Origin of the sequence: Roseovarius sp. (genome assembly GCF_030373445.1) — a bacterium.
Lineage (GTDB): Bacteria > Pseudomonadota > Alphaproteobacteria > Rhodobacterales > Rhodobacteraceae > Roseovarius.
This window is the reverse complement of sequence record NZ_JAUCYU010000002.1, coordinates 381,535-401,998: the sequence shown is the minus strand read 5'-3', so window position 1 is coordinate 401,998 and position 20,464 is coordinate 381,535. Positions and strand designations below refer to the sequence as shown.

The following is a 20,464-nucleotide window of genomic DNA, read 5'->3' as shown; positions in this document are numbered from 1 at the left end:
CCCCGTCAGCCCGTTTGCCGGTTTTCCGGGCATTCCCCCGAGTTCGGCCTGCGTAACCTTTCCGGGCGATGGCGCCCGCACTGACGCGATACCGACAAGATACCGACGTAATACCGACGTCGGAATTCCAGCAAATCCAGCCATTTACGCATGCTAACGCTGGCAGCCCGTGAACCGATCCGAAGCCCCGGAATTAACCGGCCCTTAAAGACCCAGCTTGTCCCGCATGAAAGCCAGCGCCACCGAAAGCCCGTCGGGCGCGATCCCGTGCGCGGTGCCCTTCATCACGTGGGCGTAAACATCCTTCCACCCCGCCGCCTGAAGCGCCTCCGCCGCTTCCGGCAGCGATTGGGGCGGCACCACGTCGTCCTGGTCCCCATGCACCAGAAGCACCGGCGGCCGGCTCACCGCGTCATCCTTCAGCAGGTCCGGCGACAACAGCCGCCCCGAGAAGGCCACGACACCGGCGACCGCATCCTCGCGCCGCGGCGCCACGTGCAGCGCCATCATCGTGCCTTGCGAAAACCCGAACAGGACCACCTGTTCCGGCAGAACATCCTCGTCCACCATCAGCGCATCGAGAAAGGCGTTCAGGTCCTCCGCCGCCGCCATCAGCCCGCGCTCGGCCTCCTCCTCGGACGAGCCGTCGATCCACGGGATCGGGAACCATTGCAGCCCCGTCGGCATCATCGGGATCACTTCCGGCGCATCCGGCGCCACGAACAGCGTATCGGGCAGATGCTCGCCCAGCACCAGCAGGTCGGCGCCGTTCGCGCCATAGCCGTGCAGGAACACCACGATCGACCGTGTCTCACCGGATTGCGGCTCCATGCGGCCCGCCTTCAATACGCGCGTCATCTGATCCCTTCCCTCTGTTTGTCCACACGGTAGTAGGCCCACAAAAGCCGCGCCGCAACCGATCTCCACGGCCGCCACGCCTCGGCCATCGCCCTGAATTCCCGGTCCCTCGGCCGCTGCGGCAACGCGTACAGCACCCGCGCCGCCTCCTGCAGGGCAAGGTCTCCCGGCGCGAACACGTCCGCCCGGCCAAGGCTGAACATCGCGTAGATCTCCGCGGTCCACACGCCGATCCCCGGCACCTCCGTCAGCCTGGCCACGACCTCCGCATCGGGCCTCTCCCGCAACCCTTTGAAATCGATCCGCGCCTCCGCCAGCGCCCTTGCATAGCGGATCTTCTGCCGGCTCAACCCGACCGCCCGCAAATCGTCGTCGCTCGCCCACATGATCTTGCGCGGCCCGGTCAGCCCGGCCGCCTTCATCCGCCCCCAGATGGCCGCGGCCGAGGCAGTGCTCACCTGCTGGCTGACGATGGCGCTCAGCAGCTCGGCAAACCCCTCCGGCTTGCGCCGCAGCGGCAGCGGCCCGGTCAACCGCCGCGCCTCCGCCAACCGCGGGCAGACACGTTCGAGGTAATCCGCCCCCTCCTCGACGTCCGCCAGTGTCTCGATGATCCGCCCGGTCACAGCCCGTCCACCCATGCCAGCGCCTCCGCAACGCTCGCCACCTTAAGCGCATCGGGCTGCGGCGGCCGTACGATCATCGCCACCCGCACCCCCAACTCCCGCGCCGCCACCAGCTTCGCCATCGCCGCCGCCCCGCCCGCATTCTTGACAACCAGCCAGTCGACACCGAGCCTTTGAAACAATTCCCGCTCCTCCTCCACCGAGAACGGCGGACGCCCCACCAGGAACCTTCCGTTAACGAATGGAAATGGCCGGTCCGGCGGGTCGATCTGGCGACAGATCAACTCCGCATGGCCCAAGTTGGAAAACCTGTCCAGCGTCTGCCGCCCCGTCGCCAGGAACACCACCGCCCCTTCGGGCACCAGCGCCGCGACATCCTCCTCGCAGGCAACCTCCGTCCAGAGATCGCCCGCCTCCGGCACCCATCCCCGCCTGAGGATTTGAACGTAAGGTATTGATTTTTCTTTGCAAACCTTCGCGGTCCGGATCGATATCCGATGCGCGTAGGGATGCGTCGCATCCACCACGGCGGTGATCCCCTCGGCCTCGAGATACCGCGCGAACCCCTCGTCCCCGCCGAACCCGCCGATCCGCGTCGGCAAACCCGTGGGCTTCGGCGCCCTCGTCGCCCCGGCCAGCGATGCCACGGCCGGAATGCCCTTTTCCGCGAGCGCCCTGGCCACTGCCTGCGCCTCCCCGGTGCCGGCCAGCAGCAACAGCTTCATACCCCGGCCCGCCGCCCCGGCGGCGGCGCCTCCGGCGGTCGAACCGCGCAGGGAATTCTCATCTCGTCCGCCCATCTCGGGCCGGACTATAGGCAAGCGGCAAATCGAGGCCAATCGGCAATTCGCATGTCGCCTACGACCCCGCCACAGGTCGCTCCCACCCTTTCCCGACGGCCCAACTCGGGGCATACAAGGACCATGACCGACTCGCTCCCCCTTCCCGGCGGCCCCTGGCCCACGCTCGAACCCGGCTGGGTCTGGCTCTGCGGCGCCGGCCCCGGCGACCCGGGGCTCCTGACACTGCACGCGGTCAACGCCCTGCGGCAGGCCGACGTGGTGATCTACGACGCGCTGGTCGAGCCCCGCATCCTCGACTGGGCCCCGCAGGCCGAGCATATCTACGCCGGCAAACGCGGCGGCAAACCCTCGGCGGTCCAGCGCGACATCTCCCTCCGGCTGGTCGACCTCGCCTCCGAAGGCAAGCGCGTCCTCCGGCTTAAGGGCGGTGACCCGTTCGTCTTCGGCCGCGGCGGGGAAGAGGCGCAAACCCTTGTGCAGCATGGCGTGCCCATCCGCATCATCCCCGGCATCAGCGCCGGGATCGGCGGCCTGGCCTATGCCGGCATCCCCGTCACCCACCGCGACGTGAACCAGTCGGTGACCTTCGTCACCGGCCATGACCAGTCCGGCATGACCCCCTCCTCGCTCAACTGGAAAGCCATCGCCGAGGGCAGCCAGGTGATCGTGATCTACATGGGCATGAAGCATGTCGAACAGATCACCGGCGCGCTGATGGATGCCGGCCGCCCGGCCAGCGAACCCTGCGCCGTGGTCTGCGCCGCCACCACCGGCGACCAGAAGGTGCTGGAAACCACGCTGGGCGGCATGGCCAGGGACATCGCCGCCAGCACGCTGGAGCCGCCCGCCATCCTCTGCGTCGGCCGCTCGGTGCTGATGCGGCAGGTGCTTGACTGGCAGGGCATGCTGGCGGGCGAGCGTCCGCGCAACCTCGACCCGCTGGGCCGCGGACGCCCCGCCGAGGCGTCTTGAAGGGCGGACAGCGGTCAGGGGGCACTGCCCCCAACGTTGAAATTCCCTTGGAATTTCAACGCCTCCCCCGGAATATTTTCGGCAAGATGAAGGGGCTGACGTGCAAAAGAGCCTGATCCTCGCGGCGCCGTCCTCGGGCGCGGGCAAGACCACTGTCACGCTGGCCCTGCTGCGGCTCCTGGCGCGTGAGGGGGTGGCGGTGCGCGGGGCGAAATCGGGCCCGGACTACATCGACCCGAAGTTCCACGAGGCCGCCTGCGGCCAGCCCTGCCTGAACCTCGATGCCTGGGCAATGGCGCCGGACCGCCTGAAGGGGCTGGCGGCGGGCGACGGGCTCCTGCTGATCGAGGGGGCGATGGGCCTCTTCGACGGCGCACCCCCCGACGGGCGCGGCGCGGTGGCCGACCTTGCAAGGCAACTCCACCTGCCGGTGGTGCTGGTGGTCGATGCGGGCCGCATGGCGGGCTCCGTGGCGCCGCTGGTGGCCGGGTTCGCCCGGTTCGACCCGGCCGTGCAGGTGGCCGGCGTCATCCTCAACCGCGTCGGCAGCGCCCGGCACGAGGCGATGCTGCGCCGCGCGCTGGCCCCCCTCGGCCTGCCGGTGCTGGCGGCCCTGGGACGCGACGGCACGCTCACCCAGCCCTCCCGCCATCTCGGGCTCGTGCAGGCCGGCGAACGCCCCGATCTCGACGTCTTCCTCGACCGCGCGGCCGACGCGCTGGCACCCACGCTCGACCGCGCCACGCTGCTCGACATCGCCGCCCCATTGCCCGAGGCCGCACAGCCCCCCACCCTCGCCCCCCCCGCACAGGTCATCGCCGTGGCGCAGGACGAGGCCTTCGCCTTCGCCTATCCCCACATGCTGGCCGACTGGCGCGCCAAGGGCGCCGAACTCCGGGTCTTTTCCCCCCTCGTCGACGATCCGGTTCCCAAGGCCGGCTTCGTCTTCCTGCCCGGCGGCTACCCCGAGCTGCACGCGGGCCGGATCGCCTCGGCCACCCGCTTCCTGCAAAGCCTGCGAAACGCGGCGCAAACCACCGACATCTATGGAGAATGCGGCGGCTACATGGTGCTGGGCGACGGGCTGGTCGATGCCGATGGCACACGCCACGCCATGGCCGGGCTGCTGGGTGTGGAAACCTCCTTCGAGCACCGCCGCCTTCACCTCGGCTACCGCCACCTCAGCCCCCTCGGCGGCCCCTTCACCGGCCCGCTCGCCGGCCACGAATTCCACTATGCCACGACCTTGCGCGAAACCGGCGACCCGCTCTTCCGCGCCACCGATGCCGAGGGCACGGCCCTGCCCGACATGGGCCTGCGCCGGGGCCGGGTCTCGGGCAGCTTCGCCCACTTGATCGACGCAGGTCCGACTGTGCGCTGACGCCCACTTGCAGCCCGCCGGGAACGGGGCTAGCAGAACGGCATGACCGACGCTGTCCTTCCCCACTCCGATACCCGCGCCAAGCGCAACGTCGCCGTCCTGGTGCTGGCACAGGCGGTGCTGGGCTCGCAGATGCCGATGATATTCGTGGTCGGCGGCCTCGCCGGGCAGTCGCTGGCCAGCAATATCTGCTTTGCCACCCTGCCCATCTCGCTTATCGTGCTGGGCTCCATGCTCTCGGCCACGCCGCTCAGCTGGGCGATGCAGCGCTGGGGCCGGCGGGCAGGCTTCGTGATCGGCACGGCCGGCGGGGCGACCGGCGCGGCCATCGGCGCCTACGGGCTCTATCTCGGCTCTTTCCCGGTCTACCTGCTGGGAAGCCTCTTCACCGGCATCTACATGTCGGCACAGGGCTTCTACCGCTTCGCCGCCGCCGACACGGCCAGCGACGCCTTCCGCCCGCGCGCCATTTCCTACGTGCTGGCCGGCGGGCTGCTCAGCGCGGTCATCGGCCCGCAACTGGTGAAGCTGACGGCCGAGTCGATGGTGATCCCCTTCCTCGGCACCTACCTCGCGGTGATCGGCGTCAACCTCGTGGGCGTGCTGCTGTTCCTCTTCCTCGACATCCCGAAGCCCCCCGTGCCGGGCGACGACGCCCCCCGCGGCCGATCGCGGATCGAGCTGCTGACCACGCCGCGCATCGCCGTCGCGGTGATCTGCGCCACCGTCTCCTACGCGCTGATGAACCTGGTGATGACCTCGACGCCGCTCGCCGTGGTGGGCTGTGGGTTCGAGACCGGCAACGCCGCCGATGTCGTCACCGGCCACGTGCTGGCGATGTTCGCGCCGTCCTTCTTCACCGGCCACCTGATCGCGCGGTTCGGGGCGGAAAGGATCATGGGCCTGGGCCTGCTGATCCTGGCCGGGGCGGGCGCCGTGGCGCTGCAGGGCGTCGCGCTCGAGAACTTCTTCGTGGCCCTCATCCTCCTCGGGCTCGGCTGGAATTTCGGCTTCATCGGCGCGACGACCATGCTCGCCGCCTCGCATGAACCCCATGAACGCGGGCGTATGCAGGGCCTCAACGACCTGATCGTCTTCGGCGGCGTGACGCTGGCCTCGCTGTCCTCCGGCGGGCTGATGAACTGCTCCGGCGGCACGCCCGAGGCCGGCTGGGCCTCGGTCAACCTCGCGATGATCCCCTGCCTCACCCTGGCGGGCGGCGCCCTGATCTGGCTGATGCTGCGACCGAAAGAGGCCTAAGATGCGCCTGTTCGGGAAGACGCCCCTGATCAGCGAGGACCTGAACGACTGGATCATCGACAATTTCGACTGGGTCGAAAGCGAGCGGCCCGCCTGGTGGGCCATGGCCGAGCTCATTCGTCCGACGAGAGAGTACTTTCACGCCCCGGGCGGGCATGACCACGAAACCGCGCTGCTGGTGTTCGAGGACATGAAACGCCAGCTCGGAACCACGCAGCCCGTCGCGCTGGAGCCGCTGCCCGACCTGCCCGACGAGTTGCTGCACGACTACACCCGGATGAGCGACACCGCCGGTCAATACTGGGATGACGCCGAGACACCGCTGATCACCTACAACCCCAAGCTGATGCGTCGACCGGTCATGTTCATCAACACCCTCGCACATGAGCTTATCCACGCAAGGTTGGCTCCGGTGGTCGACGACCTGCCGGGCGGCGCACCCGCCCACGAGCTGGCAACCGACCTGCATGCCATCATCGCGGGGTATGGCGTGATCCAGCTGGAAGCGGCCGAACAGGCCGGTTGGGCGGGGTACATGTCACAGGCCTCGCGCGCGGTCGCGCTCGCAGAATTCCTGCACCGCAAGGCCATCGCGCCCGACGACGCCTTCCCCTATCTCTCCAGGCGCCCCGCAAGCTGGCTCCGCAAGGCGCTGGCCTCCCGCAAGCGCGTCCGCTGACCGCCCCGATCGGGCATCAGCTTTTCGTGAAGTCCGGGAACTCGCGCGCCTCCACCGCGTTTTGGCCCCGTAACGTGTGCGCAACGCGCGGGGACAGAATGAAAATGCAATCAATCGAGCCTACGCCGACCGAGCTGGGGCGGATTTGCGTCATCATGAACGGCAAATCGGGCCGGCGGGATACCCAGGATATACCGGCGCAGATTCGCACGTCGTTAAGCAATCGGGCCCCCAACGCCGAACTGCGCATCCTGGACAGCGGGTCCGAGCTTCTGCCCGCCACGCGCAAGGCCGTCGAGGACGGCTTCGACATGATCGTTGCCGCCGGCGGTGACGGCACCGTTTCGGGTGTCGCCAGCGTGCTCCGCGGCTCCGGGGTCACAATGGGCATCCTGCCGCTGGGCACGTTCAACTACTTCGCCCGGTCGCTCGACATTCCCACGGAAATCCCCGCCGCCATCGACCTGCTCTGCGACGGCGCGGCCCGGCCCGTCCGCATCGCCCGGATCAACGACCGCGTCTTCCTCAACAACGCCAGCCTCGGCGCTTACCCGGCCATCCTCAAGACGCGCGAGGATGTCTACCGCCGCTGGGGCCGCCGCCGCATCGCCGCCTACTGGTCCGTCCTGCTGACGCTCGTGACGCTGCGCCGCCCCCTCCGCGTGCGCATCGAGGCGGGCGACCACGTGCTCGACCGCCGCACGCCCCTGATCTTCGCGGTCAACAACGCCTTCCAGCTCAACCAGATCGGCCTGCAGGGCCAGAAGGACATCGCCGAGGGCCGTCTCGCCCTGTTCATCGCGCCCGACACCAACCGCTGGGGCATGCTCCGCAACGCGCTGATGCTGGCCCTTGGCCTCGCCGAGCGCGAGAAGGAGTTCGACTTCATCGCCGCCGACCGCATCCGGATCATCAACAACGAGCGCAAGCACGACATCGCCTGCGACGGCGAACGCGACCGGATGAAGGCCCCCTATGACCTGCAGGTCATCGAGAACGAGCTGAAGGTCGTGGCCCCCCTGGCCCGGCAGAGCGACACCCGGTGAGGCGCATCGCTCACCTGTCCGACCTGCATTTCGGGCGCGACCGCCCCGAACTGCTCGACCCGCTTGTCGAGGCGGTGAACGACCTGTCGCCCGACCTCGCGGCAATCTCCGGCGACCTGACCCAGCGCGCCCGCCCCGCCCAGTTCCGCGCCGCGCGCGACTTCATCGACCGGCTCGAGGCGCCCGTGCTGGCGGTGCCGGGCAATCACGACGTGCCCCTGCACAACCTGTTCCTGCGCCTGCTCTGGCCCTGGCGGCAATACCGCAAGTGGATCTCCCCCGATCTCGAGCCCGAGTTCCACGATGGCGAGATGATCGTGCTGGGCGTCAACACCGTCAACCCGATGGCGCATCAGAGCGGCTGGTTCACGCCCCACGCCCTCGACCGCGTCCGCAACGCCTTCGGCAACACCCGCGGCCGCCGCACCCGCATCGTCGTGGCGCATCACCCGCTCGAACACCTGCCGGGCGAGAAGAAGAAGCGCATGCGCGGCGCCGACGCGGCGATGGAGGAACTGGCCCGCCTCAACGCCGATGTCGTCCTCTCGGGCCACCTGCACAGCTGGCGCGCCGACCCCTTTGCCGAGAAACCGGGGCGCAACGCGGTACTGCAGGTCCATGCCGGCACCGGCCTCTCGACCCGGCTGCGCGGTCAGGACAATGATTTCAACCTGCTGGAAATCGAGGACGGGCTGATCGACGTCACCCGCTACGCCACCGCCGAGGGCGACGACCGCTTCGCCATGGCTCAGACCCGCCGCTTCGTGATTCGCCCGCAAGGCTGGACCAGCCACAAGGAGGGCTGACCGGCCGTTACCAAAGCCCCGTCGCCGCCCGCGCCATCAGCGTCAGTCGGCTGCGGAAGGGCGCCGTATCGAGCGTGCCGTCGCCAACCCGCCCGGGCCTGTCCCTCGCCGCCTTCAGCACCGGCCCCGCCTCCCAAACCACCAGCATCGCCGGCCGGGCGGGCCCGGGCACGGTCCGCCGCGCCGCCCGCGCGCTCGCCAGGTGGTCGAGCCCTTCCTCCGCCAGCGCCCTGATCGCCTGGTGCGTGCCCTCCACCAGCGGGATCCGCCCCGCCTTTTCCAGCGCCGGCACCGCCCGCAGCCAGTTGGCCAGCCCCAGCGCATAGCCCGCCTCGCGCACCGTGTCCTGCACTGTGTCCTCCGGCACATCCGCCAGCGACCGCGCCGCCGCCAGCAGCAGGTTCGACGACGTCTTGCCGATATACTCCCGGAAATGCGCCATGTCCTCGAAGGGCTCGCGGTAGACATCCCACCGCCGCGCCGCGACCAACTGGTCGAGCAGCTCGGCCCCCTCGGCGTCCACCACCCCGCTCAGCGGGGTCGCCACCTCGTGCCGCCGGACCGGCCCGCCTTCCCTGATCTCGCCCAGCGCATCGCGCCACCACTGAAGGCGCATCTCGGCGACCATCGGCTCCTCCGTCACCCACGGCGCGCGCGACACCTCGAGATTGAAGGCATAGACCGGAAAAAGCCTCTCCCGCGCCGCCACCGGCGCGGCCATCACCGCCCGGAAACGGTCCGGATCACCCCGGCGCACCAGGTCGGCACAGGCGATGACGTCCTCATGCATCGCGCAGCAGTTTCCACGCGATCGCGTCCAGCAGCGCCTCGAAAGAGGCATCCACTATGTTCGGGCTCACCCCCACGGTCGACCAGCGCCGGCCCGTGCCGTCCTCGCTGTCGATGATCACCCGCGTCACGGCCTCGGTGCCCCCTTGCGTGATCCGCACCTTGAAGTCCACCAGCCGCATGTCGTCGATCGCCGACTGGTACTTGCCCAGGTCCTTGGCCAGCGCCTTGGCAAGCGCGTTCACCGGCCCACGATCCGAGCCCAGCTCGTCCATCGATTCAGAGACCGACAGCGTCTTCTCCCCGTCGATCTTCACCACCACCACCGCCTCGGAGAGCGAGACCATCTGGTCATACTTGTTCTTCCGCCGCTCCACCGTGACCTTGTAGCGCTTCACCTCGAAGAACTCGGGCAGCCGCCCCAACTCCCGCCGCGCCAGCAGCTCGAAACTCGCCTGCGCGCTGTCATAGGTGTACCCGCGATCCTCCCGCTCCTTGATCTCGTCGAGGATGCGCGCCAGCGCCGGGTCACCCGGCTCCACCTCCAGCCCCGCCTCGGCCAGCCTGCGGCGCAGGTTCGACTGCCCGGCCTGGTTCGACATCGGGATGACACGGGCATTGCCCACCGCCGCCGGGTCGATATGCTCGTAGGTCGTGGGATCCTTCAGGATGGCCGAGGCATGCAGCCCCGCCTTGTGCGCAAAGGCCGAGGCCCCCACGTAGGCCGACTGCTTCATCGGCACCCGGTTGAGGATCTCGTCCAGCTGCCGGCTCGCCATGGTCAGCGTCGTCAGCGCCTCGTGGGTAATCCCCGTCTCGTAAAGCGAGGCATAGGGCTGCTTCAAAAGCAGCGTGGGAATAAGCGAAGTCAGGTTGGCATTCCCGCACCGCTCCCCCAGCCCGTTGAGCGTCCCTTGAATCTGCCGCGCCCCGGCATCGACGGCGGCCAGGCTGCCCGCCACCGCGTTCTCGGTGTCGTTATGGGTGTGAATGCCCAGCCGCTCGCCGGGAATCCCGGCGGCGATCACCGCGCTGGTGATGGTGAAAATCTCCGTGGGCAACGTGCCGCCATTGGTGTCGCACAGCACGATCCACCGCGCGCCCGCCTCGAACGCCGCCTTCAGCGCCTCCAGCGCATAGTCCGGGTTCGCCTTGTACCCGTCGAAGAAATGTTCCGCATCGAACAGCGCCTCGCGGCCCTGCTTCACGATATGCTCGACCGACCGGGCGATATTCTCGGTATTCTCCGCCAGCGTCACGCCCAGCGCCGTCTCGACATGGAAATCATGGGTCTTGCCGACGAGACAAACCGCCTTCGTCCCCGCGTTCAGCACCGCGGCGAGAACGTCGTCATTCTCCGCACTCCTGCCCGCCCGCTTGGTCATGCCGAAGGCGGTCATCGTGGCCCGCGTCTCCGGCGCGGCATCGAAAAACGCGCTGTCGGTCGGGTTGGCCCCGGGCCAGCCCCCCTCGATATAATCGAGCCCCAGCTTGTCGAGCGTTTCGGCAATGGCCTGCTTCTCGGGGGTGGAGAACTGCACCCCCTGCGTCTGCTGCCCGTCCCGCAGCGTGGTGTCGTAGAGGTAGAGACGCTCGCGGGTCATCGACACACCTCCCCGCCCCGGCCCCCGAGCCGGGGCCTCGCGGTGGCACAGAGGTCCCGGGTCAAGCCCGGGACGGGATGGCGATTGGGGGCTGACCGGCTCATTTCAGGGCCTCCAGCTTGGCGGGGTCGAAGTTGGAGGCAGGCACAAGTTCCACACCTGCCTTGCTCATCCGCACTTCTATACCAGCGTCGATTATCGCCGCCTTGAGCCTGTCGACCTCGGAAAAATCCTTGCTGTCCATTGCAGCGGTCCGCTCCTCGCTCAACCGCGCTTCCCACTCCGAAAGGTCGACCTGTGGCGCAGCGGTCCAATCCGGCGCGCTCTCCCCCATCAGCCCGAGCATCCTGAGGCTCGCACGCAGCGTCGGTGCATCATCGGCGTGGGAAAGCTGGTGCAATTCGCTCATTGCCTTGGGCGTGTTCAGATCATCGGCAAGCGCATTTATGACACCAATGTAGGCCTCTTCGTTATCTAGTGCCGTATCCGCCTGCTTGTACCACTTCCGCAAGGTCGCTTCCGCTTCCTTCGCCTTCGCCTCCGTCCAATCCATCGGCTTCCGATAATGCGTGCTCAGGAACACGAAGCGGATCACCTCCCCCGGATAGCCCTGCTCCAGCAGGTCATGCACGGTAAAGAAATTGCCCAGCGACTTGGACATCTTCTTGCCTTCCACCTGCAGCATCTCGTTATGCATCCAGACGCGGGCGAACTCCCCCTCCGGATGGGCACAGCAGGACTGGGCGATCTCGTTCTCGTGGTGCGGGAACATCAGGTCGTTGCCGCCCCCGTGGATGTCGAAGCTGTCCCCCAGCAATTCATGGGACATGGCCGAGCACTCGATATGCCAGCCCGGCCGGCCCCGGCCCCAAGGGCTTTCCCACCCCGGCAAATCATCGCTCGACGGTTTCCACAGCACGAAATCCATCGGGTTCCGCTTGTAGGGCGCCACTTCCACCCTTGCGCCTGCGATCATGTCGTCCACCGACCGCCCCGACAGGTTGCCGTAGCGCTCCTTCCAGCTATCGACGGCGAACAGCACATGCCCCTCGGCCTCGTAGGCGTGACCCTTCTCGATCAGCTCTCCGATCATCGTCACCATCTGCGGAATGAACTGCGTCGCCCTTGGCATCTGGTCAGGCTCCAACGCCCCCAGCGCCCCCATGTCATCCAGGAACCACTGCGTCGTCTGCGCCGTCAGCCGGCCGATCTCGGCATTCACGTCGCCGCCCTCGCCCACGTTCTCCTTCGCCCGCGCGTTGATCTTGTCATCCACGTCGGTGAAGTTGCGCACATAGGTCACGTGCTCTGCCCCGTAGACATGCCGCAGCAACCGGTAGAGCACGTCGAACACCACCACCGGCCGCGCATTGCCCAGGTGCGCCCGGTCATAGACCGTGGGCCCACAGACATACATGCGCACATTCTCCGGATTAAGCGGCGCGAACCGCTCCTTCTTCCGCGACTTCGTGTTGTAGAGCGTGATCTCGGTCATAGGCCCCTCTTGCGCAGGCATGCGTTCCCCGCGGCGGGCTTATCAACTCGGTTTCGAATTTGGAATAGAAGACCGGCCCGCCTGACTATGTCAGCGGGTAATGCAGCACATGATGATGGTTGCGATCTTCATGGCGGCGACCATATGGGCGTGCCCCGGCCCGGTCAAGCCGTCTCATTCACCGAACCCCGCCACCCCGCGCAGCGCGCAACGGTTGCCATCGGGATCAAAGCACTCCGCCGTGACACCCAAGGGCCTGCGCCGAACCTCCGCCTGCACCCCCCGGCGGGCCAGCTCCGCCACCGCCGCCTCCACATCCGCCACGTTGAACCGCAGCTTGGAGGGGCACTCGTCCGGAGGCTTGCCCCCCGTCGACGCCCGCCCGCCCGGCTCGACCATCAAATAGGCCCCGCCCATGTCGAAACAGGTCAGACGCTCCTCCCCGGTGGCCTTCTCGAACATCACCTTCAGGCCCAGCGCGTCTCGGTAGAACCCCACGCAGGCCGCGTAATGCTCGGTGTTCAGTATGATGCCGAACGTCTCGACCTGCATGGGCCTCTCCTCCTCGTCCTGCCACGTAAAACGCCGCCGCCCGGATCGGACGGCGGCGCCTTGTCTCAGGCGGCGCAGCGACTCGCGGCCGTCGCCTCGGGGGCAACCACCCGACGCGGTGCCACCTGTGCCCGGATGGTCAGCGCGATGCCCACCGCGATCACCGCCGCCCCGGCCCATGTGAGCGGCGCATAGACCTCGCCCAGGAACAGCGTCCCGGTCGCCAGCCCCACCGCCGCCGCGACATAGCCGATCTGGCTCAGCAACACCGGCCCGCCGGCCCTCTGCAGGGCGAAATAGGCCGGGAAGGTCAGCCCCGCCACCACCGCCTGCGCCAGCACCAACCCGGGCACCTCGCGCAGGTGATGGAGCGGCAGCTCACCGGTCGTGGCCACCTGCAACCCGGCCAGCCCCATCAGTGCGAAGACGTGGCTCCACACCGCCAGAGCCGCCGGATGCCGGCCCTCGGGCCAGTCGATCGTGCGGTAGACGTTGCCCAGTGCCAGGATCACCGGCAGGGCAAAGGCCACCAGCGGCCAGATCAGCCCCTCGGCCCCGCCGCTCCCGCTGCGCGTCAGCGCCACCACCGCGGCGCCCGCCAGCCCGAACCCGATGCCGATCACACCCAGCCGCGGCGGCGTCTTCAGCCCCGCCAGGGCCGTCACCCCCAGGGTGGCGACGGGCGACAGCGCGAACATCAGCCCGGCATACCCCGCCCCCACGCGAGGGATCAGCAGGTACAGCAGCGCATTGATCGCCGCAAAGCTCAGCAGGCCGGAAATGACCGTGTAGCGCAGCATCCGCCCCCGCGGCACGGTGAACCGTTTCCGCACCACCAGCGCCGGGATCATCAACCCCGCCGCCCCGGCCGAGACAACCATCGCCCACAGAAGCGGCGGCACGCCCCCCTGCGCTGCCAGCTTGCCGAGGGGAAGGTTCACCCCCAGCAACGCCCCGGTATAAAGCAACAGCCCGATGGCCCGCCCGTTCCCCCCTGCCTCAGCCATAATGCACGACCTCGAACTCTATCCCGTCGGGCCCGTCGAAATAGAACCGTTCGCCGGGTTCATAATCTGCATGGTTATGCGGCTTATACCCGGCCGCCTTCACCTTCGCCTCGGTCCCGCGCAGGTCGTCGACCACCACGCCGACGTGGTTAAGGCCGCCCACCCGGCCATAGGTCACGCCCATGGGTTCCAGCGGCGGTTTCGGGGCATAAAGCGCGAGATAGCTGTCGTCGTCGCCGACATGCACCGTAAACCCTCCGTTAAGGGCATCGCCCTGCCAGCGGATGTGCCAGCCGAAAAGCTCGCACAGCTTGGCGGCGCTCGCCTTGGGGTCCGGGACGGTGATGTTCACGTGTTCGATCTGCATGGGTCGTTCCTTCCAGTGTTGATTCCGTTCTGAATTCAACGTAATTCTTCAAGTAAGCTTGAAGCCAATAGGGAAAATCTCCATGCCGTCCAGTGCCTTGCGACAACGCGGCCTGACCATCGGCTATATCGCCGACCGCACGGGCCTCGCCCCCTCGGCCATCCGCTATTACGAGGACGAGGGGCTGGTCACCCCCGACCGCAACGACAGCGGCCACCGCCGTTACGACCGCTCCGACATCAGGCGGCTCTCCTTCGTGATGATCTCGCAAGGGCTGGGCTTCACCATCTCCGAGATCCGCGAGGCGCTCACCGACCTGCCCGAGAACCGCACCCCCAACAAGGGCGACTGGGCCCGCATCTCCCGCCGCTTCGGCAAGGTGCTGGATGACCGCATCGAACAGATGCAGGCCCTGCGCGCCCGCCTCGACGGCTGCATCGGCTGCGGCTGCCTGTCGCTGAAGACCTGCTCGCTCTACAACCCGAAAGACAAGGCCCGCACCCGCGGCCAGGGTCCCCGCTACGTGATGGGCGACCGCTCCGACGAGATCTGACAGGCCCCCTCCCGGCGACCTGCTTGACTTGCCCCTGTCCGCCGGGCCATCTGGCGCCGCGAACGGGACTTCAGACAATGGGAGGCAGGCCATGCAACTGTCGCGCAGGATCACCGGGCTGACCGCCGGCGGCTCGGACGGGTGGGACGTGTATTACCGCGCCAAGGACATGCTGGCCGCCGGCCAGCCGGTGGTGCAGCTCACCATCGGCGAGCACGATATCGGCACCGACCGCAAGATCATCGACGCCATGCATGCCGCCGCCGTGGGCGGCCATGTCGGCTATTCCATGTTCAACGGCAATCTCAACCTGCGCGAGGCCGTGGCGGCCCGCGTCACCGCCCGCACCGGCGTGCCCACCACGCCCGACAACGTGCTTGTCGTGCCCGGCGGCCAGGCCGGCCTCTTCGCCGCCCATCACGCCGCCTGCGACGAGGGCGACACCGCGCTCTATATCGACCCGTATTACGCCACCTACCCCGGCACGATCCGCGGCGTCGGCGCCAAGGCGCAACCCGTTTTCGCGCGGCCCGAGCGCAACTTCCAGCCGGATCCGGCAGAAATCGCCGCCGTGGCACCGCAAGCGAAATCCCTGCTCATCAACACGCCCAACAACCCCACCGGCGTGATCTACACCCGTGATACGATGGAGGGCATCGCCGGCGTCTGCCAGGAGCATGACCTCTGGCTTATTTCCGACGAGGTCTACGACACCATGATCTGGCAGGGCGAACATGTCAGCCCCCGCACCCTTCCCGGCATGGCCGAGCGCACGCTGGTCGTGGGCTCGATGTCGAAAAGCCACGCCATGACCGGAAGCCGCATCGGCTGGATCATCGGCCCGGAAGAAGCGATCGAGCATCTCGGCAACCTCTCGACCCACACTACCTACGGCGTCGCCGGCTTCGTGCAGGAGGCCGCGACCTTCGCGCTCTCCCAAGGCGACGCTTTCGAGACCGGCATATCCCAGCCCTTCCGCCGCCGCCGCGACCTGGTGATCGACATGCTGGAAGGCCAGAACGCCGTCCGCGCCATCCCCGCCGATGGCGGCATGTTCGTCATGCTCGACGTGCGCGCCACCGGCCTGTCGGGCGAGGACTTCGCCGACCGCCTGCTCACCGAGCACCTTGTCGGGGTCATGCCCGGCGAAAGCTTCGGAAAGGCCGCGGCCGGCCATATCCGGGTGGCCCTCACCGTCGACGACGACCGGCTTGCCGGCGCCATCGGCCTGCTGATCGAGCTGGCCACAGAACTGGCAGCCTGACCCTAATCGCCCCTTCAGGGTCTGAAAGCGACACAAGTCGCAATTGAGACAGACCGCGGCATGGAATCATGGTCCTCTCCTCCCACTTTCGGGAGGAGCTGGCCCATGTCGCCAAGCTGCAAGATCGCCCTTGTGATCTATACGATAGGCGCCGTGCGCGGGCGCGCCGCACGTGGAAGGCCGGGAAGGTTCTGAACTTCCCCAAACCCCATTCCACGACCTTCACGATCAAGGATCAAGACCATGAAAGACAACCCCCCGCGCCGCACCGGTGGCCGCGCCGCTCGCCGTGCCAGCCGTGCCGCCCCGCTCGATGACGCCGTCCGCCCCGTACGCCCGGGTATGGAATGTGACGCCCTCAAGGTGCTGTCACAGGCGGATATCCTGAAAATCCACAACGCCGCCCTCCAGGTGCTCGAGGAGATCGGCCTCGCCGACGCCCCGCAAAGCGGGATCGACCACCTCACCCGCGCCGGCGCCATTCACGGGGCCGACGGGCGCATCCGCTTCCCCCGCGCGCTGGTCGAGGATACGGTGGCGAATGCCAACCGGCAGATCATGCTCTACAGCCGCGATGGCAGGCACGATCTCGAACTCTCCGGCAACCGCGTGCATTACGGCACCGCCGGCGCCGCGGTCAGCATGGTCGATGTCGAGGGCCGCAACTACCGCGACAGCACCCTTCAGGACCTGCACGACGCCGCCCGCATCACCGACCGGCTGGACAACATCCACTTCCTGCAGCGCCCGATGGTGGCCCGCGACGTCCCCGACAACCGCGAGATGGACCTCAACACCATCTACGCCTGCTGCTCGGGCACCACGAAACACATCGGCGTGTCCTTCTCCGACCCCTCGCACGTGGCCGATGCCTTCGACATGCTGCACCTCATCGCCGGGGGCGAGGCGGAATGGCGCGCGCGCCCCTTCGTCAGCAACTCCAACTGCTTCGTCGTCCCGCCGATGAAATTCGCCACCGAGGCCTGCCAGACGATGGAGGCCTGCATCGAGGGCGGCATGCCCGTGCTGCTGCTCTCGGCCGGCATGGCCGGTGCCACGACGCCGTCAACCATCGCGGGCGCCATCGTGCAATCGGTCGCCGAATGCCTCGCCGGGCTCGTCTACGTCAACGCCGTGCGCCCCGGCGCGCCTGCGATCTTCGGCACCTGGCCTTTCGGCCTCGACCTGCGCAGCGGGGCGATGACGGGCGGCTCGGGCGAACAGGCGCTCCTCTCGGCCGGCTGCGCCCAGATGCACAAGTTCTACGGCCTGCCCGGCGGCGCCGTGGGCGGCATCACCGACGCCAAGCTGCCCGACATGCAGGCCGGCTGGGAAGCCATGTGCTCGAACGTCATGGCCGGGCTCTCGGGGCTCAACATGGTCTACGAGGCCGCCGGCATGCACGCCTCGCTCCTGGGCTTCTGCCACGAGTCGCTGATCCTCGGCGACGACCTCATCGGCCACGCCCTGCGCTGCGTGCGCGGCATCGAGGTGGATGACGAAACGCTCGCCGTCGAACAGATCCGAGAGGTCTGCCTGCAAGGGCCCGGCCATTATCTCGGCATGGGCCAGACGCTCGCGCGGATGCAGTCCGACTACGTGTACCCGACCACGGGCGAACGCATGTCGCCCAAGGAATGGGTCGAGAAGGACAGGCCCGACCTGAACCAGAGCGCCATCCGGCGGAAGGAGGCGATCCTCTCGGAAAGCTCCGCCGCCCGGTTCGATCCGCTGACCGACAAGGCCATCCGCGACCGGTTCCGCATCCACCTGCCCGCGTGAGAGCGGCACGAATTCGCGCTTGACCTTCCTCCTGCTGGAACCCGCATAGCAGGCGGGCACGGCGCGCGTCCGGCCACCACCGGGCGCCCGCCGGCCTGACTGGCAAGGAAGAATACGACACATGAATTCCCGACTCCTCTGGCTTCTCGCGGCGATCCTGCTCGCGGGCAGCACCTACCTGCTCACGCAAAGCGATCAGTCTTCCCCGGAGACGGCAAGCCCGGCCTCCGATGGCGTTCAGATGGTCGAGGTCACGCTGCCCGCCGAATTCACGGAGCAACAAACCCTTGGCAGAACGGCCTTCGAGAACAACTGCGCCACCTGTCACGGGGAAAACGCCACTGGCCTCGTCGGCAAGGGCCCGCCGCTCATCCACAAGATCTACGAACCCAGCCACCACGGCGACGGCGCCTTCCTGATGGCCGCGCGTCAGGGTGTCCGCGCGCATCACTGGAAATTCGGCGACATGCCACCAGTCGAGGGCCTGACCAACGCGGATATCGAGAACATTGTCGCCTATGTCCGCGCCGTGCAGCGCGAGAACGGGATAAACTAGGGGCTATTCCCCCAGCCGCGCCAGTACAGCGCCCGTGTCCACGCCCGAAATCGCCCCCGCTACCCGGCCCCGCGGCGCCCCCAGCCGCGTCGCGGCATAGGCCTCGGCCACTGGCCGGGGCGCATTCCGGATCAGCACCGCCGCCGTCAACAGCGACGCCAGGCTTTCCACGTACCACCGCGCCTGCCCCTCCTCGGGCAGCTTCGGAAACCGCTCCATATGCGCCTTCAGCCCGGCATCGAACCGCGCATCCTGCCCCGTGGCGCGGCCTAACTCCGCGGCCAGCACCTCCCCCGCCTCCGGCGCCTTGCGCAGCGTCCGCAGGATATCGAGGCAGATCACGTTCCCCGACCCTTCCCAGATCGAGTTGAGCGGCGCCTCGCGATAGAGCAGCGGCATCGGCGTTTCCTCGACATAGCCCATGCCGCCAAGGCACTCCATCGCCTCGTACACCACGTTGGGGCACAGCTTGTTGCCAAGGAACTTGGCCAGTGCCACCCCCAGCCGGGCAAAGGCGCGGTGCCCCTCACCTTGGCTGTCAAAGCTCCGCGCCACGTGCATCCCCAGCGCCAAAGCGCCCTCCCAGTCGAGCGCCAGATCGGCCAGCACCGCCCGCATCAGCGGCTGGTCGCTCAACTGCTTCTGAAACGCCGTTCGGTGCCTTGCCCAGTACCACGCATGATCGAGCGCCGCCCGCATCAGCCCGGCCGGCGCCATCGCCGTATCGAGCCGTGTGTGGTGCACCATCTCGATGATCGTGCGCACCCCCGCGCCTTCCTCGCCCAGCCGGTACGCCACCGCCCCCTCGTACTCGATCTCCGACGAAGCGTTCGACCGGTTGCCCAGCTTGTCCTTCAGCCGCTGGATGCGGATGGCATTCCGCCCCTCCTCCAGCCACCGGGGCACGAGGAAACAGGTCAGCCCCCCCTCCGCCTGCGCCAGCGTCAGGAACCCGTCCGACATCGGCGCCGAGCAGAACCACTTGTGCCCGTGCAGCCGATAGGCCTCGCCATCGCGGGTGGCCTCCGTCGCATTCGCCCGCACGTCCGACCCGCCCTGCTTCTCGGTCATCGCCATGCCCATCGTCGCCCCGGGCTTGCGCCCCAGCGGCCGGGCCGAGCCGTCATAGACCCGCGAGGTCAACTTCGGCACCCATTCCCCGAACAGCCCCTCGTCGGCCCGCATCGCCGGCACGGCGGCATAGGTCATCGTCATCGGGCAGCAGACACCCGGCTCGATCTGGCTGGTGAGATACACCATCGCCGCATGGGTGGCGTGCCCGCCCGTTGCGCCTTCCCAGGCGATGGCGGAATAGCCCGCCCCGACCCCCGCCTCCATCAGCCGATGGTAAGCGGGGTGAAACCGAACTTCGTCCAGCCGTCGCCCGCCCGCGTCGAACTGCACCAGCTCCGGCACCTGCCGGTTGGCCACACGCCCCGCCGCCTGCATCTCTTCCGTCCCGATCTTGGCGCCGTAACCCGCCAGGTGTGCCGCATCCGCCCCCGCCGCCCCGGCATGGGTCTGCAGCGCCGGATCGCTCGCCCAAAGGTCGATATCGCCCCGCGCCGGCGGCTGGTTCGTCACCTCGTGCGTCGGCAGGTCGGACCGGGGTGGCAGATGTGGCATGAAAGACTCTCCTCACCCCTAATCCTAGCCCGCAAAACCTTGTGAACGAAAGGGGATTCACAAAGCGATTCGCCTGTGGCAGGATACTCTCGACCGCCCGGAAAGAGGTGGCAACGAAAGGCAGAGCAGACCCAACATGTCCACCCGCAAACGTCCCGCCTTCGGCGCGCTCGTCTACTTCATGATCGCCTTCGCCATGTGCGGCTATTTCACCTTCGCCGCGGTGCAGGGCGATTATGGACTCTTCCGCCGGGCCGAGATCGAGGCCGAGGAAAAGGCTCTGCAGGCCCAGCTCGACCAGATCGAAACACAGGTCGCCCGAATGGAGAACCTCACCAAGCGCCTCTCCGACGGGTTCCTCGACCTCGACCTCCTCGACCAGCAGGCCCGCGACGTGCTCGGCATGATCCGCTCCGACGAGATCGTGATCCGCTAACC

At 67.9% G+C, this 20,464-nt stretch carries 21 protein-coding genes; 11 read left to right on the top strand and 10 right to left on the bottom strand.

Annotated features, from left to right (window positions below):
- Positions 1 to 204: 204 nt before the first annotated feature.
- The 3 genes from QUV18_RS05510 to QUV18_RS05500 are packed head-to-tail and all read right to left on the bottom strand — an operon-like array spanning position 205 to position 2,209.
- Positions 205 to 858: a dienelactone hydrolase family protein gene (locus QUV18_RS05510; protein WP_300892427.1), complete on the bottom strand. Its 654-nt coding sequence runs from the start codon at positions 856 to 858 to the stop codon at positions 205 to 207.
- Positions 855 to 1,499 (bottom strand): DNA-3-methyladenine glycosylase 2 family protein, encoded by a 645-nt coding sequence (locus tag QUV18_RS05505; RefSeq protein ID WP_300892426.1) that lies wholly within the window; start codon positions 1,497 to 1,499, stop codon positions 855 to 857. Before QUV18_RS05505 ends, QUV18_RS05510 begins: the two co-directional genes overlap by 4 nt.
- A complete protein-coding gene (locus QUV18_RS05500; protein ID WP_300892662.1) occupies positions 1,481 to 2,209 on the bottom strand; it encodes a cobalt-precorrin-6A reductase in 729 nt (242 codons plus the stop codon). The genes QUV18_RS05505 and QUV18_RS05500 overlap by 19 nt, the downstream gene beginning before the upstream one ends.
- Before the next feature lie 198 nt (positions 2,210 to 2,407).
- Between QUV18_RS05500 and cobA the strand changes: the two genes are divergently transcribed.
- The 6 genes from cobA (at position 2,408) to QUV18_RS05470 (ending at position 8,431) form a co-directional block, all read left to right on the top strand.
- Positions 2,408 to 3,259, top strand: a complete 852-nt coding sequence (gene cobA / locus QUV18_RS05495; protein ID WP_300892425.1) for a uroporphyrinogen-III C-methyltransferase — start codon at positions 2,408 to 2,410, stop codon at positions 3,257 to 3,259.
- A 100-nt stretch (positions 3,260 to 3,359) separates the two neighbouring features.
- A complete protein-coding gene (locus QUV18_RS05490) occupies positions 3,360 to 4,640 on the top strand; it encodes a cobyrinate a,c-diamide synthase (RefSeq protein ID WP_300892424.1) in 1,281 nt (426 codons plus the stop codon).
- A gap of 42 nt (positions 4,641 to 4,682) precedes the next feature.
- Positions 4,683 to 5,900 carry an MFS transporter gene (locus QUV18_RS05485; RefSeq protein ID WP_300892423.1) on the top strand — a complete coding sequence of 406 codons (1,218 nt, stop codon included), beginning with the start codon at positions 4,683 to 4,685 and terminating at the stop codon, positions 5,898 to 5,900.
- 1 nt (position 5,901) lies between these two features.
- The gene (locus QUV18_RS05480; protein WP_300892422.1) at positions 5,902 to 6,579 is read left to right on the top strand and encodes a hypothetical protein; all 678 of its coding nucleotides are present in this window, start codon (positions 5,902 to 5,904) and stop codon (positions 6,577 to 6,579) included.
- A gap of 98 nt (positions 6,580 to 6,677) precedes the next feature.
- A complete protein-coding gene (locus QUV18_RS05475; protein WP_300892421.1) occupies positions 6,678 to 7,625 on the top strand; it encodes a diacylglycerol kinase family protein in 948 nt (315 codons plus the stop codon).
- The gene (locus tag QUV18_RS05470; protein ID WP_300892420.1) at positions 7,622 to 8,431 is read left to right on the top strand and encodes a metallophosphoesterase family protein; all 810 of its coding nucleotides are present in this window, start codon (positions 7,622 to 7,624) and stop codon (positions 8,429 to 8,431) included. Before QUV18_RS05475 ends, QUV18_RS05470 begins: the two co-directional genes overlap by 4 nt.
- Positions 8,432 to 8,438: 7 nt before the next feature.
- Here the strand turns inward: QUV18_RS05470 and QUV18_RS05465 are convergent, their stop codons facing one another.
- The 6 genes from QUV18_RS05465 to QUV18_RS05440 form a co-directional block, all read right to left on the bottom strand.
- Entirely contained in the window at positions 8,439 to 9,221 is a 783-nt protein-coding gene (locus QUV18_RS05465; protein ID WP_300892419.1) for a squalene/phytoene synthase family protein, read from the bottom strand.
- Positions 9,214 to 10,824, bottom strand: coding sequence for a citramalate synthase (gene cimA, locus QUV18_RS05460; protein ID WP_300892418.1), 1,611 nt, complete (start codon positions 10,822 to 10,824; stop codon positions 9,214 to 9,216). The genes QUV18_RS05465 and cimA overlap by 8 nt, the downstream gene beginning before the upstream one ends.
- Before the next feature lie 100 nt (positions 10,825 to 10,924).
- Positions 10,925 to 12,319, bottom strand: coding sequence for a cysteine--tRNA ligase (gene cysS / locus QUV18_RS05455; protein WP_300892660.1), 1,395 nt, complete (start codon positions 12,317 to 12,319; stop codon positions 10,925 to 10,927).
- Between the two features lie 174 nt (positions 12,320 to 12,493).
- Entirely contained in the window at positions 12,494 to 12,871 is a 378-nt protein-coding gene (locus tag QUV18_RS05450) for a VOC family protein (protein ID WP_300892417.1), read from the bottom strand.
- 65 nt (positions 12,872 to 12,936) lie between these two features.
- Complete coding sequence (locus QUV18_RS05445; protein ID WP_300892416.1) at positions 12,937 to 13,878, bottom strand: DMT family transporter; 942 nt, start codon at positions 13,876 to 13,878, stop codon at positions 12,937 to 12,939.
- The gene (locus QUV18_RS05440) at positions 13,871 to 14,245 is read right to left on the bottom strand and encodes a VOC family protein (protein ID WP_300892415.1); all 375 of its coding nucleotides are present in this window, start codon (positions 14,243 to 14,245) and stop codon (positions 13,871 to 13,873) included. Before QUV18_RS05440 ends, QUV18_RS05445 begins: the two co-directional genes overlap by 8 nt.
- Before the next feature lie 82 nt (positions 14,246 to 14,327).
- Here QUV18_RS05440 and soxR point away from each other — a divergent pair, with 82 nt between their 5' ends.
- From soxR to QUV18_RS05420, 4 genes are all read left to right on the top strand, one after another.
- Complete coding sequence (gene soxR / locus QUV18_RS05435; protein WP_300892414.1) at positions 14,328 to 14,798, top strand: redox-sensitive transcriptional activator SoxR; 471 nt, start codon at positions 14,328 to 14,330, stop codon at positions 14,796 to 14,798.
- A 91-nt stretch (positions 14,799 to 14,889) separates the two neighbouring features.
- A complete protein-coding gene (locus QUV18_RS05430; protein ID WP_300892413.1) occupies positions 14,890 to 16,062 on the top strand; it encodes a pyridoxal phosphate-dependent aminotransferase in 1,173 nt (390 codons plus the stop codon).
- A gap of 243 nt (positions 16,063 to 16,305) precedes the next feature.
- Positions 16,306 to 17,844 carry a trimethylamine methyltransferase family protein gene (locus QUV18_RS05425; RefSeq protein ID WP_300892412.1) on the top strand — a complete coding sequence of 513 codons (1,539 nt, stop codon included), beginning with the start codon at positions 16,306 to 16,308 and terminating at the stop codon, positions 17,842 to 17,844.
- A 121-nt stretch (positions 17,845 to 17,965) separates the two neighbouring features.
- Entirely contained in the window at positions 17,966 to 18,400 is a 435-nt protein-coding gene (locus tag QUV18_RS05420; RefSeq protein ID WP_300892411.1) for a cytochrome c, read from the top strand.
- Positions 18,401 to 18,403: 3 nt separating this feature from the next.
- On the opposite strand, the gene QUV18_RS05415 is transcribed toward QUV18_RS05420, so the two are convergent.
- The gene (locus QUV18_RS05415) at positions 18,404 to 20,026 is read right to left on the bottom strand and encodes an acyl-CoA dehydrogenase family protein (RefSeq protein WP_300892410.1); all 1,623 of its coding nucleotides are present in this window, start codon (positions 20,024 to 20,026) and stop codon (positions 18,404 to 18,406) included.
- 136 nt (positions 20,027 to 20,162) lie between these two features.
- On the opposite strand from QUV18_RS05415, the gene QUV18_RS05410 reads away from it, so the two are divergent.
- Entirely contained in the window at positions 20,163 to 20,462 is a 300-nt protein-coding gene (locus QUV18_RS05410; RefSeq protein WP_300892409.1) for a septum formation initiator family protein, read from the top strand.
- The last annotated feature ends 2 nt before the right edge of the window (positions 20,463 to 20,464 follow it).

Coding starts and splice junctions, on each gene's coding strand:
- cimA (WP_300892418.1), bottom strand. CDS start 10,824: ATGACCCGCGAGCGTCTCTACCTCTACGACACCACGCTGCGGGACGGG.
- cysS (WP_300892660.1), bottom strand. CDS start 12,319: ATGACCGAGATCACGCTCTACAACACGAAGTCGCGGAAGAAGGAGCGG.
- QUV18_RS05440 (WP_300892415.1), bottom strand. CDS start 14,245: ATGCAGATCGAACACGTGAACATCACCGTCCCGGACCCCAAGGCGAGC.
- QUV18_RS05485 (WP_300892423.1), top strand. CDS start 4,683: ATGACCGACGCTGTCCTTCCCCACTCCGATACCCGCGCCAAGCGCAAC.
- QUV18_RS05450 (WP_300892417.1), bottom strand. CDS start 12,871: ATGCAGGTCGAGACGTTCGGCATCATACTGAACACCGAGCATTACGCG.
- QUV18_RS05480 (WP_300892422.1), top strand. CDS start 5,902: ATGCGCCTGTTCGGGAAGACGCCCCTGATCAGCGAGGACCTGAACGAC.
- QUV18_RS05500 (WP_300892662.1), bottom strand. CDS start 2,209: ATGAAGCTGTTGCTGCTGGCCGGCACCGGGGAGGCGCAGGCAGTGGCC.
- QUV18_RS05510 (WP_300892427.1), bottom strand. CDS start 858: ATGACGCGCGTATTGAAGGCGGGCCGCATGGAGCCGCAATCCGGTGAG.
- soxR (WP_300892414.1), top strand. CDS start 14,328: ATGCCGTCCAGTGCCTTGCGACAACGCGGCCTGACCATCGGCTATATC.
- QUV18_RS05475 (WP_300892421.1), top strand. CDS start 6,678: ATGAAAATGCAATCAATCGAGCCTACGCCGACCGAGCTGGGGCGGATT.
- QUV18_RS05465 (WP_300892419.1), bottom strand. CDS start 9,221: ATGCATGAGGACGTCATCGCCTGTGCCGACCTGGTGCGCCGGGGTGAT.
- QUV18_RS05430 (WP_300892413.1), top strand. CDS start 14,890: ATGCAACTGTCGCGCAGGATCACCGGGCTGACCGCCGGCGGCTCGGAC.
- QUV18_RS05410 (WP_300892409.1), top strand. CDS start 20,163: ATGTCCACCCGCAAACGTCCCGCCTTCGGCGCGCTCGTCTACTTCATG.
- QUV18_RS05415 (WP_300892410.1), bottom strand. CDS start 20,026: ATGCCACATCTGCCACCCCGGTCCGACCTGCCGACGCACGAGGTGACG.
- QUV18_RS05445 (WP_300892416.1), bottom strand. CDS start 13,878: ATGGCTGAGGCAGGGGGGAACGGGCGGGCCATCGGGCTGTTGCTTTAT.
- QUV18_RS05420 (WP_300892411.1), top strand. CDS start 17,966: ATGAATTCCCGACTCCTCTGGCTTCTCGCGGCGATCCTGCTCGCGGGC.
- QUV18_RS05505 (WP_300892426.1), bottom strand. CDS start 1,499: ATGGGTGGACGGGCTGTGACCGGGCGGATCATCGAGACACTGGCGGAC.
- cobA (WP_300892425.1), top strand. CDS start 2,408: ATGACCGACTCGCTCCCCCTTCCCGGCGGCCCCTGGCCCACGCTCGAA.
- QUV18_RS05425 (WP_300892412.1), top strand. CDS start 16,306: ATGAAAGACAACCCCCCGCGCCGCACCGGTGGCCGCGCCGCTCGCCGT.